Annotated in this window: 14 protein-coding genes; 9 read left to right on the forward strand and 5 right to left on the reverse strand. The window is 57.0% G+C overall.

Features of this window, described 5'->3' with window-relative positions; genetic code table 11:
- Window positions 1-20 precede the first annotated feature (20 nt).
- From G364_RS0114265 to G364_RS0114275, 3 genes are all read right to left on the reverse strand, one after another.
- Entirely contained in the window at window positions 21-1,289 is a 1,269-nt protein-coding gene (locus G364_RS0114265; RefSeq protein ID WP_019935825.1) for an O-acetylhomoserine aminocarboxypropyltransferase/cysteine synthase family protein, read from the reverse strand.
- A 73-nt stretch (window positions 1,290-1,362) separates the two neighbouring features.
- Complete coding sequence (locus G364_RS0114270) at window positions 1,363-2,736, reverse strand: ATP-binding protein (protein ID WP_019935826.1); 1,374 nt, start codon at window positions 2,734-2,736, stop codon at window positions 1,363-1,365.
- Window positions 2,726-3,451, reverse strand: a complete 726-nt coding sequence (locus G364_RS0114275) for a response regulator (protein ID WP_019935827.1) — start codon at window positions 3,449-3,451, stop codon at window positions 2,726-2,728. Before G364_RS0114275 ends, G364_RS0114270 begins: the two co-directional genes overlap by 11 nt.
- Window positions 3,452-3,629: 178 nt before the next feature.
- Here G364_RS0114275 and G364_RS0114280 point away from each other — a divergent pair, with 178 nt between their 5' ends.
- A complete protein-coding gene (locus tag G364_RS0114280; RefSeq protein ID WP_019935828.1) occupies window positions 3,630-4,094 on the forward strand; it encodes a hypothetical protein in 465 nt (154 codons plus the stop codon).
- Here G364_RS0114280 and asnC read toward each other — a convergent pair whose 3' ends face one another.
- On the reverse strand, window positions 4,095-4,571 hold the full coding sequence (gene asnC / locus G364_RS0114285; RefSeq protein ID WP_019935829.1) for a transcriptional regulator AsnC: 477 nt from the start codon (window positions 4,569-4,571) through the stop codon (window positions 4,095-4,097).
- A 136-nt stretch (window positions 4,572-4,707) separates the two neighbouring features.
- On the opposite strand from asnC, the gene asnA reads away from it, so the two are divergent.
- The gene (gene asnA / locus G364_RS0114290) at window positions 4,708-5,700 is read left to right on the forward strand and encodes an aspartate--ammonia ligase (RefSeq protein WP_019935830.1); all 993 of its coding nucleotides are present in this window, start codon (window positions 4,708-4,710) and stop codon (window positions 5,698-5,700) included.
- 70 nt (window positions 5,701-5,770) lie between these two features.
- Here the strand turns inward: asnA and G364_RS0114295 are convergent, their stop codons facing one another.
- Window positions 5,771-6,154, reverse strand: a complete 384-nt coding sequence (locus G364_RS0114295) for a CBS domain-containing protein (protein ID WP_395536458.1) — start codon at window positions 6,152-6,154, stop codon at window positions 5,771-5,773.
- Window positions 6,155-6,392: 238 nt separating this feature from the next.
- Between G364_RS0114295 and G364_RS16640 the strand changes: the two genes are divergently transcribed.
- The 7 genes from G364_RS16640 to G364_RS0114330 all read left to right on the forward strand — a co-directional run bounded on the left by G364_RS16640 (window position 6,393) and on the right by G364_RS0114330 (window position 13,813).
- Window positions 6,393-7,832 carry a sensor histidine kinase gene (locus G364_RS16640; RefSeq protein ID WP_019935832.1) on the forward strand — a complete coding sequence of 480 codons (1,440 nt, stop codon included), beginning with the start codon at window positions 6,393-6,395 and terminating at the stop codon, window positions 7,830-7,832.
- A complete protein-coding gene (locus G364_RS0114305) occupies window positions 7,825-8,322 on the forward strand; it encodes a hypothetical protein (protein ID WP_019935833.1) in 498 nt (165 codons plus the stop codon). Before G364_RS16640 ends, G364_RS0114305 begins: the two co-directional genes overlap by 8 nt.
- Entirely contained in the window at window positions 8,319-9,659 is a 1,341-nt protein-coding gene (locus G364_RS0114310) for a sigma 54-interacting transcriptional regulator (RefSeq protein WP_019935834.1), read from the forward strand. Before G364_RS0114305 ends, G364_RS0114310 begins: the two co-directional genes overlap by 4 nt.
- Before the next feature lie 59 nt (window positions 9,660-9,718).
- On the forward strand, window positions 9,719-10,735 hold the full coding sequence (gene msrP / locus G364_RS0114315; protein WP_019935835.1) for a protein-methionine-sulfoxide reductase catalytic subunit MsrP: 1,017 nt from the start codon (window positions 9,719-9,721) through the stop codon (window positions 10,733-10,735).
- On the forward strand, window positions 10,735-11,331 hold the full coding sequence (locus G364_RS0114320) for a protein-methionine-sulfoxide reductase heme-binding subunit MsrQ (protein WP_019935836.1): 597 nt from the start codon (window positions 10,735-10,737) through the stop codon (window positions 11,329-11,331). Before msrP ends, G364_RS0114320 begins: the two co-directional genes overlap by 1 nt.
- Before the next feature lie 69 nt (window positions 11,332-11,400).
- Complete coding sequence (locus G364_RS0114325) at window positions 11,401-11,862, forward strand: hypothetical protein (protein ID WP_019935837.1); 462 nt, start codon at window positions 11,401-11,403, stop codon at window positions 11,860-11,862.
- A 34-nt stretch (window positions 11,863-11,896) separates the two neighbouring features.
- Window positions 11,897-13,813 carry a DNA topoisomerase III gene (locus G364_RS0114330; RefSeq protein WP_019935838.1) on the forward strand — a complete coding sequence of 639 codons (1,917 nt, stop codon included), beginning with the start codon at window positions 11,897-11,899 and terminating at the stop codon, window positions 13,811-13,813.
- Window positions 13,814-13,896: the final 83 nt, after the last annotated feature.

Here is a 13,896-nt window from a genome sequence, read left to right on the forward strand (position 1 = left end):
AAGAGTCAACCGGGCAATGCTTACGCCTTCAGCGCCTGTTCCAGGTCGGCAATAATGTCGTCGGCATGCTCAATGCCGATGGACAGACGGATCATTTCGGGCTTAACGCCGGCCTGGGCCTGCTCGGCGTCGCTCATCTGGCGGTGAGTGGTAGAGGCGGGGTGGCAGGCCAGTGATTTGGTATCGCCAATATTCACCAGTCGCTTTATAAGCTTGAGCGCATCATAAAAACGCACACCGGCTTCATAACCACCCTTGAGGCCAAACGACAGAATGGCCGAGGGCTTGCCCTGCATAAACTGCTGCGCGCGCTCATAATCGGGATGACCTTTCAGACCGGCGTAGTTCACCCAGCCTACCGCGTCGTGCTGCTGCAGATACTCAGCCACCTTAAAGGTGTTTTCTACATGGCGCTCCATGCGCAACGACAGGGTTTCCAGCCCCTGCAGCAGCAAAAAGGCGTTGAGCGGGGCCAGGGCACTGCCGGTGTTGCGCAGAGGCACTGTGCGGGCGCGGGCAATAAAGGCGGCGGGGCCAAAGGCCTCGGTATACACCACACCGTGGTAAGCGGCCTCTGGGTTGCTGAACTGAGGGAAACGCTCCTTGTGTTCGGCCCAGGGGAACTTGCCGCTGTCCACAATAATGCCGCCCAGGGAGTTGCCGTGGCCGCCAATGTATTTGGTAAGCGAGTGCACCACTATGTCGGCACCAAACTCGATGGGCTTGCACAGCACCGGCGTGGCCACCGTGTTGTCCACCACCAGCGGCACGCCTTGTGCGTGGGCCACATCGGCCAGGCCTTTAATATCAACCACGTTGCCTGCCGGGTTGCCGATGCTCTCGCAATATACCGCCTTGGTGTTGGCGTCGATCAGTTTGGCAATGGCTTCGGGGCTGGCGTTGTCGGCAAAGCGCACTTCAATCCCCATATCCGGCAGCATGTGAGCCAGCAGGGTGTAGGTTCCGCCATAGAGCTGGGGCGTGGTGACTATGTTGTCGCCGTTTTTGGCCAGGGTGATCAGGGCATAGTGAATGGCGGCGCTGCCGGCAGACACCACCAGGCCGGCAATGCCGCCTTCCATGGCGGCCACCCGCTGCTCCAGCACGTCGTTGGTGGGGTTCATGATGCGGGTATAGATATTGCCCGGCACTTCCAGGTTGAACAGATCGGCACCGTGCTGGGCGCTGTCGAATTCATAGGCTACGGTCTGATAAATGGGCGTAGCCACGGCCTTGGTGGTGGGATCCGTGGTGTAGCCATGGTGAATGGCCAGAGTTTCGTCTTTCATCAAAAAATTCGTCCTTGTGCTTTGGTCGGGTTTTCCAATGTAGGCAGTTTGCCGAAGGGAGTAAAGGCCGGAGCTAATGCGGCAGTAATACCGTGGCCAGCAGGCCACCCCGGGAGTGATTGCTCAGGTGCAGTTCGCCGCCGTGCTGGTGTATTAAGGTGCGGGCAATGGCCAGCCCCAGTCCGATGCTGCCGTCTTCCAGATTGCGGGCGCTGTCCAGCCGGGTAAAGGGTTTGAACACTTCCTCCAGCTGATCCTCGGCAATGCCGGGGCCAAAGTCACGAATAAGAATGCGAATATGACCGGGCTCGTCCAGCAGCCGCACTTCCACTCTGTTGCCGTATTTAATGCCGTTCTCCAGCAAGTTCTGCAGAGCCCGGCGCAGTGCCTGGCTGCGGCCATGAAATAAAATGGGCTCGCGTTCTTCCAATATCACCTTGTTGCCGGCGTCCTGCAGATCATCACACAGGCTCTGCACCAGGCTGGACAGATCCAGGTCCCGCATGGGCTCGTCCTGGCCGTCGTCCCGGGCAAAGCGCAGGGTGGCATTGAGCATTTGCTCCATCCGTTTCAGCCCCTGTTGCAGCTTGTGTTTGTCTTCCCCTTCGGGCAAAAACTCGCAGCGCAGCTGCAGGCTGGTCAGTGGTGTGCGCAAATCGTGAGAAATGGCGGCCAGCATGCGGGTGCGGTCGGTGACAAAGCGATCCAGCCGCTCCTGCATGCGGTTAAAGGCAGAAAGGGTATCGCGAATTTCGCTGGGACCGGTTTCCGGCAGCGGCTCGGCCTTGTCGCCCCGGCCCAGTTGTTCGGCCCGGCGTGCCAGCTGTTTAAGCGGCCGCGTAATGCGTTGCAGCAGCCAGATCATCAGACCGGTGAGCAGGGCGGCCAACAGCCCCAGGGACAAGATAGCCCTGAGCGACCAGCCGGTATTCTCTGCGTCAACCAAAGAGGTGAAATGCAGCCAGACGCCTTTATCCAGCTCAATACCACCATAAAGACGAATATCGGTACCATGCTGGTGATGAGGGCGGCGCTGGCGTGATTCTGACAGAGGAGGCAGAGCATGGCCGCGTCCGGTTTCGGCATTAATATGAATGGCAAGGGGGGCCGGATAGCCCAGCCGGTTGCGCACGATGCGCTCAAACACCGGGTTGCGCTCACCGTCTTCGGGCGGCTGCCGGCTCAGGCTCAGCAACAGGGTTTCACTGCGGCTGGCGCGCAGTACTTCCTGCTGCAGCTCGGGAGGCGACTGATGTAATAAGCGGGTGACCGCCATCAGCCGCTGCAGAGTAAAGCGGCTGTTTACCAGCCCCAGTGCTTCTTCCCGTTCCAGCCGGTAAATTTGCAGGCTTACCAGCTGCACCAGCGCCAGGGCGCACAAGGCCACCAGAATAATCTGGCCGGTGAGGCTGCCCAACCAGAAGCGCAGCCGCTGCTTAATCTTCATGGTGCACATCCGCTGCCAGCATATAGCCGCCGCCCCAGATGGTTTTGATCAGCTCCGGATTTTTGGAGTCGGTTTCGAGTTTGCGCCGAAGCCGGCTGACCAGGGTGTCGATGGCCCGGTCAAAGGCCTGGGCTTCCCGGCCCCGGGCCAGATCCAGCAGCTGATCCCGGCTCAGCACTCTGTTTGGGTGCTGGGTAAAGACGTGCAGCAGATCAAACTCGGCGGTACTCAGGCTGATAGTAATACCATTGGGGCCGGTCAGCTCCCGGCGTGCTGTGTTCAGCAGCCAGTGCCCAAAGCGTAATTTTTTTGGCATATCGGCAGTGTGATGATGCTCGTTACCATGCTGGCGGCGCAGCACCGCCTTGATGCGGGCCAGCAGTTCGCGCGGATTAAAGGGTTTGGGCAGGTAATCGTCGGCCCCCATTTCCAAGCCGATAATGCGATCCGTGTCTTCGCCCATGGCAGTCAGCATTATAATGGGCACCTGATTGCCCTGGCCTCTGAGTTCCCGGCACAGTGTCAGGCCGTCGTCGCCGGGCAGCATTAAATCAAGAATAATAAGATCGGGCTGGTGGCGGGCCAGATGCTGGCGCATGGCATGGCCATCGGGCACCGCCTGCACCCGGTAGCCATGCTGCTCCAGAAAGCGACGTAATAAATCGCGAATTTCTCCGTGATCGTCCACCACCAGTAACTCTTTACTCTTGTTCATTGTGCTCTCCTGCCATACCGGGCTCAGTATAGGTGCCGCCATGGCGGAAATAATGTCAAAGTGTGTCAGTGTGCGGCGTTGTGACACTTTGTTGCAAAAAACGGCCTGTCCGACACAGTTTGCTGACAATCTCCTGCTTTACTGAATAGCGTATTCATCAGTTCGGGAGAACATTATTATGAAAACTCGTCACACTGCTTTGTTACTTGCCGCCAGTTTACTGACCCTGCCCGCTTTGGCTGTGGCTGCTCATCATGGAGGCGAAGGCAGAGGCCCCATGGCTGAAGAATGCCACCATGGCCAGATGAAAGGTCACCACGGCAAGGGCCATGGCTATCATGGCAAGCGCCACCATGACGGCAAGGCCATGAGCCCGGCCCGCTTTGAGCAGCGACTCAAGGCCCGCATGGAAAAACTGGAAACGCCCGAGCTCAAGGCTCAGTTCATCAATACTCAGAAAGCCCGTCTGAATATGATGGAGCAAAAGCAGCAGCTGCACCGGCTGATGGCCGAACAGCGGGCCGGCAATGAGACCAATGAAGAGCTGAAAACGGCCATGCTGGAAAAGATTGCTGCCGACAGTACGCTGAAACAGCAAAAGCTGAAACTGATGCACGATGCTCTGAACACGCTGGAAAACTGATCAGGGGGTGACGTCTCTGTCGATGGGCTGCTGCAGTGAGATCAGCGTTTCGGTAGACTGAATCTCCTCAATCGGCTGCAGGCGGTGGATCAGTACCTGCTGCAGCTCGTCAATGGAGCGGGTCATGACCTTGATAAAAATATTGTAATGGCCCGTGGTGTAATAGGCTTCCACCACTTCTTCCAGCGCCTCCAGCTGCGCCAGCGCCCGCGGATAATCCCGGGCGCTTTTTAGTATGATGCCAATAAAGCAGCACACATCGTAACCCAGCTTCTTGCCGTTTACCTGTACGCGGGTGCCTTCAATAATGCCGGCCTGCTTCATTTTTTCTACCCGCACATGAATGGTGCCCGGGCTCACCTGAAAACGCTTGGCCAGCTCCGCATAGGGCGTGCGGGCATTGTCCATCAGTGCCCTCAGAATGGATTTGTCCAGATTGTCGATTCGATAATGTGCGTCGCCTTTTTCCATGTGCATTTATCAGATCCTTAAAAAAATGGCTTTGTATTAGTGAATTTAAGATCATAAAGGAGTTTTTGCCAGTGGTTGTTGAATTTGATGTTTGTTTCCATGATTATTCTTCAAAACCAATCAGCAAGCTCAGGTGAATGAGATGAAAAAAGCTTATATTGAACGTCAACGCCAAATCCGTTTTGTGAAAGAGTATTTCTCCGGCCAGCTGGCGCAGCAGCTCAATTTGCTGGAAGTTCAGGCTCCTATTCTCAGCCGTCTGGGCGATGGCATGCAGGACAACTTGTCCGGTGCCGAAAAAGCCGTACAGGTAAAAGTAAAGGCCATTCCCGGCGAGCGTTATGAAGTGGTGCACTCCCTGGCCAAATGGAAGCGTCATACGTTGGGACGTTTTGGCTTTGAGCCGGGTGAGGGCATTTATACGCACATGAAGGCACTGCGCCCTGATGAGGATCGCTTAAGCCCCATTCACTCCGTGTATGTGGATCAGTGGGACTGGGAGCAGGTGATCAGCGCCGAACAGCGCCATGAAGGTTATCTGGTACAGACCGTTGAGCGCATTTATGGTGCCATCAAACGCACCGAGCAGGCCGCTGCCGACGAGTTTGGTATTACCCCCTTTCTGCCTGAAAAAATTCATGTATTGCATGCGGAAGAGCTGCTGGCCCGTTATCCGGAGCTGGATGCCAAGGGCCGTGAGCGTGCCATTGCCAGGGAAATGGGTGCCGTCTTCCTGGTGGGTATCGGTGGCAAGCTGAGCCATGGCGACAGCCACGATATGCGCGCCCCTGACTATGACGACTGGTCTACTGAAAGCAAAACCGGCCTGGCCGGCCTCAACGGCGACATTCTGGTGTGGAACCCGGTACTGGAAGATGCTTTTGAGCTGTCTTCCATGGGCATTCGAGTGGATCAGGAAGCCCTGCGTCGTCAGCTGGCGCTGACCGGTAACGAAGACCGCGCCAGCCAGGAGTGGCATCAGGCACTGCTGGCCGGCGGCCTGCCCCAGACCATAGGTGGTGGCATCGGTCAGTCCCGTCTTGCCATGCTGCTGCTGCAACTCAGCCATATCGGCCAGGTACAGTGCGGTGTATGGCCGGCCGAGCTGAGCGCAACCGTAGACGATCTGCTGTAACATAACCGGGCACAGCAACCAAAAAGGGGGCACTGATACAGTGCCCCTTATTGTATCCGGTCAAGAATGATCAGGTTGCCAGACAGGTCTTCAGCTGATTGTTTAAAAAGCTCATGACCTGATGGCGGGTGACCATACCAATCACCTTTTTGCCTTCTACTACCGGATACAGCTTGGGTTTGGGCCCGCCCATGGTGCGGGCCAGTTCAAATACATCGGTATCTGTGGTGACGCTGAGCGGATCCTGGCGCATCAGGTCAGATACCACGACCCGGTTATCGCAGTGATAGCTGGCACCCAGCAGTTTGGGAATGCAGTCCTGCTCCGACAGAAAACCAATCAGCTGTCGCTGGTTGTCGACCACCGGCAGCCCGCTCAGACCCGAGTCCAGCATGCGATCCAGTGCTTCCGACATCGACATGTCTGCGGTCAGCATGGGCACACTGTGCCGCATAATTTCACCCACTGTTGCCATGGTCATTCTCCCTTAAGTAACTGATATACCGATTGTGGCAGGCATTGCTCCGCTAAGCCAATCGGCGGTCCCGTTGTTATTGATAGCTAATACAGCAAGCCCGATATCAGCATAGTCCGAGGGCAAATACGTCATCCAGTACAATACCTGCTCAGCCTTTAGCGCTGATTTTGTTATTCTGGCCTGCTTATCACCAGCATTAAGGAGCAAGGAGCGAATGTCAAAAGCGGCCAGGGGATTTGCACCCCGTTCATTACTGCGCCTGGTTCTTATCGCTTTTATCCTGGTATTGCTGCCGCTTATTTTGCTGGTCATTCAGAACAGCCGCACCCTGGAACAGGTTAACCGGCTGGCGGAAGAGGGCATACAGAGTGCGGTTATCGACACGCGCCGCGCCTCGGACATGAATGATCTGGCGCTGGATATGGAAAGGGCCATTCGGCGCTATGCGGTGCTGGAAGTGCCGGATCTGCGGCTGCATTATCTGCGGCTGCTGGAGCGTTATCGTATTGAGATGGAAGCACTGCTGAAGGTGGTGGATGCCGGTGAGCTGGATGCGTCACTGCGGGACCAGCTGATAGAGCTGGTGGACCTGGCTCAGGCCAGCGGTGCCGACATTCGTGAACGGGTAGGCATTTTTGATCTGTTCAGTCAGGCCAATGTAGAGCTGGACCGGCTGGCCCGGGAGCAGATTGATGTGCGTATCAGCCGCATTCGCGAGCAGGTGGCGGAAGTGCGCCGGCGCATGTGGCTGCTGAGCGGTGGTCTGGGTGGTGCCAGTCTGGTGCTGGCGCTGCTGTTTACCTATCTGATTATTCGCCCGGTACGTCAGCTTGAAAAACGTATTCTGGGGCTGGGAGACGGCATGGCACCCGATGAGCGTCCCATCAGTGGCCCCGCCGAGCTGGTGGAGCTGGGCGAGCGGCTGCGCTGGCTGCATTACCGGCTGAGAGAGCTGGAAGCCCAGAAATTGCAGTTTTTACGGCATTTATCCCATGAGCTGAAAACCCCCCTGGCCAGTCTCAGGGAAGGGGCCGACTTGCTGGCGGAAAAAGTGACCGGCCCGCTGACCGCTGAGCAGGAGGAAATTTGTGAGCTGCTGGTAGATAACAGCTACCGGCTGCAGGGCCTGATTGAGCAGCTGCTGGACTATAACCGCATTCAGCAGGTGCAGGTCTATCATCAGCCGGTAGATCTTAAGCCCCTGCTGAATGAAAGCCTGGATGCGCATCGCCTTGCCATCGAAAACAAGGGCATGACAGTACAGCTGGAGCTGGATGATGAGCAGCCTCTGGCCGATAATCACCGGCTGCGGCTGGTGCTGGAAAATCTGATTTCCAATGCGGTTAACTACGGCGATAAAAACGGCAGCATTCACATTTATACCCGAGCCTGTGAGCAGGAGTATGTGCTCAGTGTGGCCAACACCGGTCAGTCCATTCCCGAGGCGGACAGAGAGCGTATTTTTGAGCCTTTTGTGCAGGGTAGTCAGGAGCGCAAAGGCGTGCTGAAGGGCTCTGGCATCGGGCTCAGTATTGCCCGTGAGTCGGCCATCAGTATGGGTGGCCGGCTGACACTGGATTCTACCAAAACCGGGTGGGTTCGATTTGAACTGGGTCTGCCCTTACATGAGAGCAAGGAACCAAACCATGACTAAATTTCTGGTCTCCGGCGTGCTGGCACTGTTCCTTACCGGCTGCAGCAGCACCGGACTTTTCTCCTTTGGAGAGGAACAGATGCCCAAGATGCTGGAAGGCAGCAGCCATGATGATTTGATGTACTGGCTGGAGTTGTCGCATACCATAGTGCAGAGTGCTGAAGCCGAGCGTCTGAATGAAATCAAGCAGCTGCAGCAGTCACCCGCCCAGGATGAACTGGTGCTGGCACTCTGGCTCAGTCACCCCAAGGCCAACCTGGCTCAGCGTCAGCAGGCGCAGCAGCTGTTTGCCAGGGCGCTGCCCGGCGTTAACACTCGTCTGCAGCAGTTTTTTGCCATTCATCAGAGCTACAATCGAGAGATGATTACCTTTAACCGGGTGATCACCGACCGCCAGCAGCAGATTAATGTACTCACCCAAAAACTGAATGAGCTGGCCACCATTGATGAGCAAATCAGTGAACGGCGTTATCAGGGAGGTGAACAATGACCCGCAAGGCCCGCATTCTGCTGGTGGATGATGATGCCAGCTTGCTGAAATTGCTGGGATTAAGGCTGCGCAGTGAAGGCTTTGAGGTTGCGACGGCCACTTCCGGTGCCGAAGCGCTGGAATGGCTGGAGCAACACAGGCCCGAGCTGGTGCTCAGTGATTTGCGTATGGACGGCATGGACGGCCTGGCACTGTTTGATCGCATTCAGCACAAGCATGTGGGGCTGCCGGTGGTGATTATGACTGCCCATGGCTCCATTACTGATGCCGTGTCGGCTACTCGTTCCGGTGTGTTTGGCTTTCTCACCAAGCCAATTGATAAAGAAGCCCTGCGTCAGACCATTAACGAGGCGCTGGCGGTGTCTTTGCCGGCTTTTGAAAACGACTGGCAGCACGACATGCTGACCCGCAGCCCGGCCATGACCGGCGTGCTGGAGCAGGCCCGGCGCATTGCTCCGCTGGATATCAGCGTGCTGATCACAGGTCCGGCAGGGGCCGGTAAGGAGCTGATGGCGCGCACGCTGCACAAGGCCAGCCCGCGGCGGGATCACCCCTTTATGGTGCTGAACTGTGGCTCCCTGACCGAGCCTTTGCTGGAGTCCGAGCTGTTCGGCCACGTGCGCGGTGCCTTTGACGGAGCCGATGCCGACTACTCGGGGGCATTAATTAATGCTCATGGCGGCACCTTGCTGCTGGAAGAAGTGGATGAACTGCCGGTCCGGCTGCAGGCGCGGCTGCTGCGCGCCATGGAGCAGCAGGAAGTGCGCCCCAGGGGCAGTGAACGCAGCATTACCACTGATGTGCGGGTGCTCTCGGCCACCAGTCGTGACATGGTGGATGCCATGGAGCAGGAGCGCTTTCGGGAGGATCTGTTCTATCGGCTGAACGTGGTGAATCTGGCACTGCCGGCGCTGAAAGAGCGTCCGGAAGATATTCCGCTGCTGGCCCGGCACTTTCTGGAGCAAATTCGCCAGCGCCAGACCACTCAGGTGACCGGCTTTGCCCCCGAGGCGCTGTCGTTACTGGCGGCGGCCCACTGGCCGGGCAATGTGCGCGAGCTGCGCAATCTGGTCGAGCAGGCGGTGGCCATGGCGTCGGCACCGGTGATCAGTGCCCAGCTGGTAGAAAGCATTCTGTCTGCCAGTGATGAGCAGTTTCCTACCTTTAATGAAGCCCGGGCCGAGTTTGAGCGCATGTACCTTAACAAGATACTGCGCATGACCGATGGCAACGTCACCCAGGCGGCGGGGCTGGCCGGGCGCAACCGTACCGATTTTTACAAACTGCTCAGCCGCCATGGCATAGAAGCCGGTACCTTTAAGCGCAAGAGCAGCTGACGAAAGTTTTTTCCGCGTATCATGCTCTTTGTATACAAGTTTCGTCTGCAGGAGTATTCATGTTAATCAGGGTTCGCAAAAAGTCTGAGCTGAAAGAGCATCAGGTTACCCCGGAAGCCATCTATAAGCAGCGCCGTCGCATTGTACAGGGGCTGGGGCTGGGTGCAGCCGCGCTCAGTCTGCCCGCCGGTGCCAATGTGCTCAGCAACCTGCTGGGCAAAGACGAGCCGGCCGCCGTCAGTGATTTTGGCCGCAAGCCACTGGTGTTCAGCCAGCCTGATGCCTACCAGCCGGCGCTGACGCCCACCGCCGAACAGGTGGCCACCAGCTATAACAATTTTTTTGAATTCGGTACCGACAAATCGGATCCGGTGCGGTTCGCTCAAGGGCTCAAAACCGAGCCCTGGACCATTGAAATTGACGGCGAAGTAGAAAAGCCCCAGACCATAGATGTGTGGGCCTGGATGGAAAAACAACAGCTGGAAGAGCGCATTTACCGCCACCGCTGTGTAGAAGCCTGGTCCATGGTCATTCCCTGGCTGGGGGTGCCTCTGGCCAGCATTATCAAGGCGGCCAACCCTACTTCCAAAGCCAAATACGTGGCCTTTGAAACCCTGTACGACCCCGAGCAGATGCGCGGCCAGGCCTCCCGCTATGTGGGCGGCGGCATTGATTACCCCTATGTAGAAGGGCTGCGCATGGATGAAGCCATTCACCCGCTCAGCATGCTGGTGGTGGGTATGTATGGCAAAACCCTGCCTAACCAGAACGGTGCACCGGTGCGGCTGGTAGTACCCTGGAAATATGGCTTTAAAGGTATCAAGTCAATTGTGCGCATCAGCCTCACCGAGCACGAGCCACCCAGCACCTGGAACAAGCTGGCTTCTTACGAATATGGCTTTTATGCCAACGTAAACCCCAACGTGGATCATCCGCGCTGGAGCCAGGCCAGTGAGCGCGCCATTGGTGCCGGCGGCCTGTTTGGCAGCGAGCGCAAACCCACGTTAATGTTTAACGGCTATGAAGAAGAAGTGGCCTCACTGTATGCCGGCATGGATTTGAGGAAGTTCTACTGATGCGACTGGATGCCACTCGCCTGCGCTGGTTGCGGGTGCTGGTGCATGGGCTGGCGGTGTTGCCGCTGCTGTGGCTGCCCTGGGGCTTTTCCGCGGGTTATTTCAGTGCCGATCCGGTGCCCGAGCTGCTGCATTATCTGGGTATCTGGGCGTTGCGCCTGCTGCTGTTAACCCTGTGCATTGCGCCCCTGGCCAGGCGTTTTCGCCTTGGGGCTCTGGTGCGGCTGCGCCGGGCGGTGGGGCTGTGGGCCTTTGCCTATGCCAGCCTGCATCTGCTGGCCTGGATGCTGCTGGACCTGCAGCTGGCCTGGGGCCTGATTGGAGAAGAAATTATCAAGCGCGGCTTTATTACGCTGGGCATGGCCGCCTGGCTGGTGTTGCTGCTGCAGGCCATTACCTCCACTCAAGGCTGGCAGCGCCGGCTGGGCAAGCGCTGGCAAATTCTGCACAACTGGATTTATCCGGCAGTAATAGTGGTGTGCATCCACTTCTGGTGGTCGGTTAAATCCGGCTGGATAGAGCCCTTTATTTATTTGCTGGTAGGGCTCTTGTTGCTGTCGCTGCGGCGGGAACGGCTGACCCGGTTGTTTCGCTGATCCTGTGCTGCGTAAGCGCTTTTCCGTTACACTGGCGGCAATTTATATTTTGCCGCCATGGAGTAACCGATGGACGATCAACTGTGGGCTGTATGCTACCTCGATGAAGGCATTGCCTTGTCCGTTATCAGCCGCAAAGAAACCCGCTGTCAGTGGCTGGCCGGCGAGAACCAGGCCAGAGAATTTATTCTTACCGATTACCTGCATCATGTGGCCGAGCTGGGCGAGCTGGACCCGGATCAGCACCTTGCCGCCCGTGAGCGCTTTGAACTGCTGATGATGCAGTTTCCTGATCCTCAGGTTCTCACCGAATACCTCAATGACCTCACCACAGATCTGACCCGTATTGTCTGGTTCGGGCCGCTCGCTGCGCTGGCCGAAGACTATTCCGACTTTGCCCTGGCCCTGCGTGCCCACTACTGGGACGAATATGGCGAAGACGACGAAGATCCGGTAACGCCGGTGCCCGAGGCCGACTGGCCCTATCTGGTAGAAGCCATGGACGACTTTTTGCTGAACGAGGAATACTGAGTTGCTGGCAGCGTGCTGATCCGGGAGAAAGCGGGTGATTCTTTATATTGCTGAAAAGCCAAGCGTGGGCCGGGCCGTGGCCGATGTGCTGCCCAAGCCGCACCAGAAAGGCGACGGTTACATTAAAACCGCCAACGGTGATGTGGTGACCTGGTGCATTGGCCACCTGCTGGAGCAGGCCGAGCCGGAAGCATACGATCCTGAGTTTAAAAAATGGCGGCGTGAGCATTTGCCCATTGTGCCTCTTGAATGGAAGCATGTGGTAAAGCCCGCCACCAAAAAGCAGTTTACTGTGGTAAAAAAGCTGATAAAAGACGCGGATGTGCTGGTAAATATGGGCGATCCGGACCGGGTGGGGCAAATTCTGGTTGATGAAATCATCAATTACTGCGGAGTTCCGAAAGCCAAGCGCGAAGCCGCTCAGCGTTGCCTGATCAGCGACATGAACCCCGATGCCATTAAGCGCGCGCTGAATAACCTGCGGCAAAATACCGACTTTATTCCTCTGGCCACCTCGGCCCTGGCCAGAGCCCGGGCCGACTGGCTTTATGGCATTAACATGACCCGTCTGTGCACCCTGCAGGGGCAGGCATCGGGCTATCAGGGGGTGCTCTCGGTGGGGCGGGTGCAAACCCCGGTGCTGGGGCTGGTGGTAAACCGGGATCTGGAAATAGAAAACTTTGTTTCCAGGCCCTTCTATGAAGTGTTTATCGATCTCAAAACAGCAAAGGATCAGACTTACACCGCAAAGTGGAAGCCCAGCCCGGCTTGTGCGCCCTATATGGATGAAGACGGCCGGGTATTGTTAAAAAAGCTGGCCGAAACCGTGCTGACAAAAGTGGTGGGCCAGCCAGGCACAGTGATGGCCGTGACCGAAGAGCGCAAAAAACAGGCACCGCCTTTGCCTTATAACCTGTCTGCGCTGCAGATAGACGCCTCCAGACGGTTTAACCTGAACGCACAGAAAACCCTGGATATCTGCCAGCAACTGTATGAAAGGCACAAGCTCATTACCTACCCCCGTTCCGACTGCCGCTATCTGCCCCAGGGCCACTACCACGACAAACAGACAGTAACGGCGGCCATTGCTAGCACCTGCGCCGCGCTGGGCACTGCCGTAACGAATGCCGATCTTTCTGTTAAGTCAAAGGCCTGGAACGACAGCAAGGTAGGCGCGCACCATGCCATTATTCCCACCAGCCGGCGCCTGGACGGCAGCCGCCTGTCGGCCGATGAACAAAAAATTTATGAGCTGGTGGCCCGGCAATATCTGATGCAGTTTTACCCGCACTTTCAGTATCAGGAAAAACAGATTGATACTGAAGTTGGCGGCGGCACCTTTATCAGCAGGCAAAAAGAAGTGGTGGATAAAGGCTGGAAAGCGCTGTTACCCGAGCGCAAATCCAGCACCGATGATGACGAATTTTCGGCGATAAAACTGCCCGATGTGGCCAGGGGAGAAGGGGTTTTGTGTGTGGACGGCCGGCTGGATGAAAAACAAACCTCACCACCCCGTCACTTTACCGATGCCACCCTGCTCGCGGCCATGACCGGCATTGCCAGATATGTGACCGATACCGAGATTAAAAAAGTGCTCAGAGACACAGACGGCCTGGGCACGGAAGCTACCCGGGCCGGCATTATCGAGCTGCTGTTCAAGCGTGGCTTTCTCACCAAACACGGCAAGGAGATCCGCGCCACCGACGTAGGCCGCCGGCTTATTCAGTCGTTGCCGCAAGCCATGGTGCTGCCCGACATGACAGCACACTGGGAAGCGCAGCTGGAAGCCATTTCTGAAAAGCGCATGAACTATGGCCAGTTTATGCAGCCCATGCTGGAAGGTCTCGGCACTCTGATCCATCAGGTAGAGCAAATCCGGTTTGACGGATTGAAAGGGCTGGGCAAGGCCCCGCGCAAATTCCGGCCACGCAAAAAAGCCAGAACCAGGTAAAGCCGACCACGGATGGCGCACAGCGCTGCACTTTGGTTAACCCTTGCGGCGTCTTGGGGTACACTGCAGCGGCATTTTTTCAG

It is taken from the genome of Oceanimonas smirnovii ATCC BAA-899, from assembly GCF_000381965.1.
GTDB lineage: Bacteria > Pseudomonadota > Gammaproteobacteria > Enterobacterales > Aeromonadaceae > Oceanimonas > Oceanimonas smirnovii.

What these genes read in the sequence shown, in the direction of transcription:
- G364_RS0114320 (WP_019935836.1), top strand. Translation starts at nt 10,735, where the DNA reads ATGCGACTGGATGCCACTCGCCTGCGCTGGTTGCGGGTGCTGGTGCAT.
- G364_RS0114265 (WP_019935825.1), bottom strand. Translation starts at nt 1,289, where the DNA reads ATGAAAGACGAAACTCTGGCCATTCACCATGGCTACACCACGGATCCC.
- G364_RS16640 (WP_019935832.1), top strand. Translation starts at nt 6,393, where the DNA reads ATGTCAAAAGCGGCCAGGGGATTTGCACCCCGTTCATTACTGCGCCTG.
- G364_RS0114280 (WP_019935828.1), top strand. Translation starts at nt 3,630, where the DNA reads ATGAAAACTCGTCACACTGCTTTGTTACTTGCCGCCAGTTTACTGACC.
- asnA (WP_019935830.1), top strand. Translation starts at nt 4,708, where the DNA reads ATGAAAAAAGCTTATATTGAACGTCAACGCCAAATCCGTTTTGTGAAA.
- asnC (WP_019935829.1), bottom strand. Translation starts at nt 4,571, where the DNA reads ATGCACATGGAAAAAGGCGACGCACATTATCGAATCGACAATCTGGAC.
- G364_RS0114275 (WP_019935827.1), bottom strand. Translation starts at nt 3,451, where the DNA reads ATGAACAAGAGTAAAGAGTTACTGGTGGTGGACGATCACGGAGAAATT.
- G364_RS0114325 (WP_019935837.1), top strand. Translation starts at nt 11,401, where the DNA reads ATGGACGATCAACTGTGGGCTGTATGCTACCTCGATGAAGGCATTGCC.
- G364_RS0114295 (WP_395536458.1), bottom strand. Translation starts at nt 6,154, where the DNA reads ATGCGGCACAGTGTGCCCATGCTGACCGCAGACATGTCGATGTCGGAA.
- G364_RS0114305 (WP_019935833.1), top strand. Translation starts at nt 7,825, where the DNA reads ATGACTAAATTTCTGGTCTCCGGCGTGCTGGCACTGTTCCTTACCGGC.
- G364_RS0114270 (WP_019935826.1), bottom strand. Translation starts at nt 2,736, where the DNA reads ATGAAGATTAAGCAGCGGCTGCGCTTCTGGTTGGGCAGCCTCACCGGC.
- msrP (WP_019935835.1), top strand. Translation starts at nt 9,719, where the DNA reads ATGTTAATCAGGGTTCGCAAAAAGTCTGAGCTGAAAGAGCATCAGGTT.
- G364_RS0114310 (WP_019935834.1), top strand. Translation starts at nt 8,319, where the DNA reads ATGACCCGCAAGGCCCGCATTCTGCTGGTGGATGATGATGCCAGCTTG.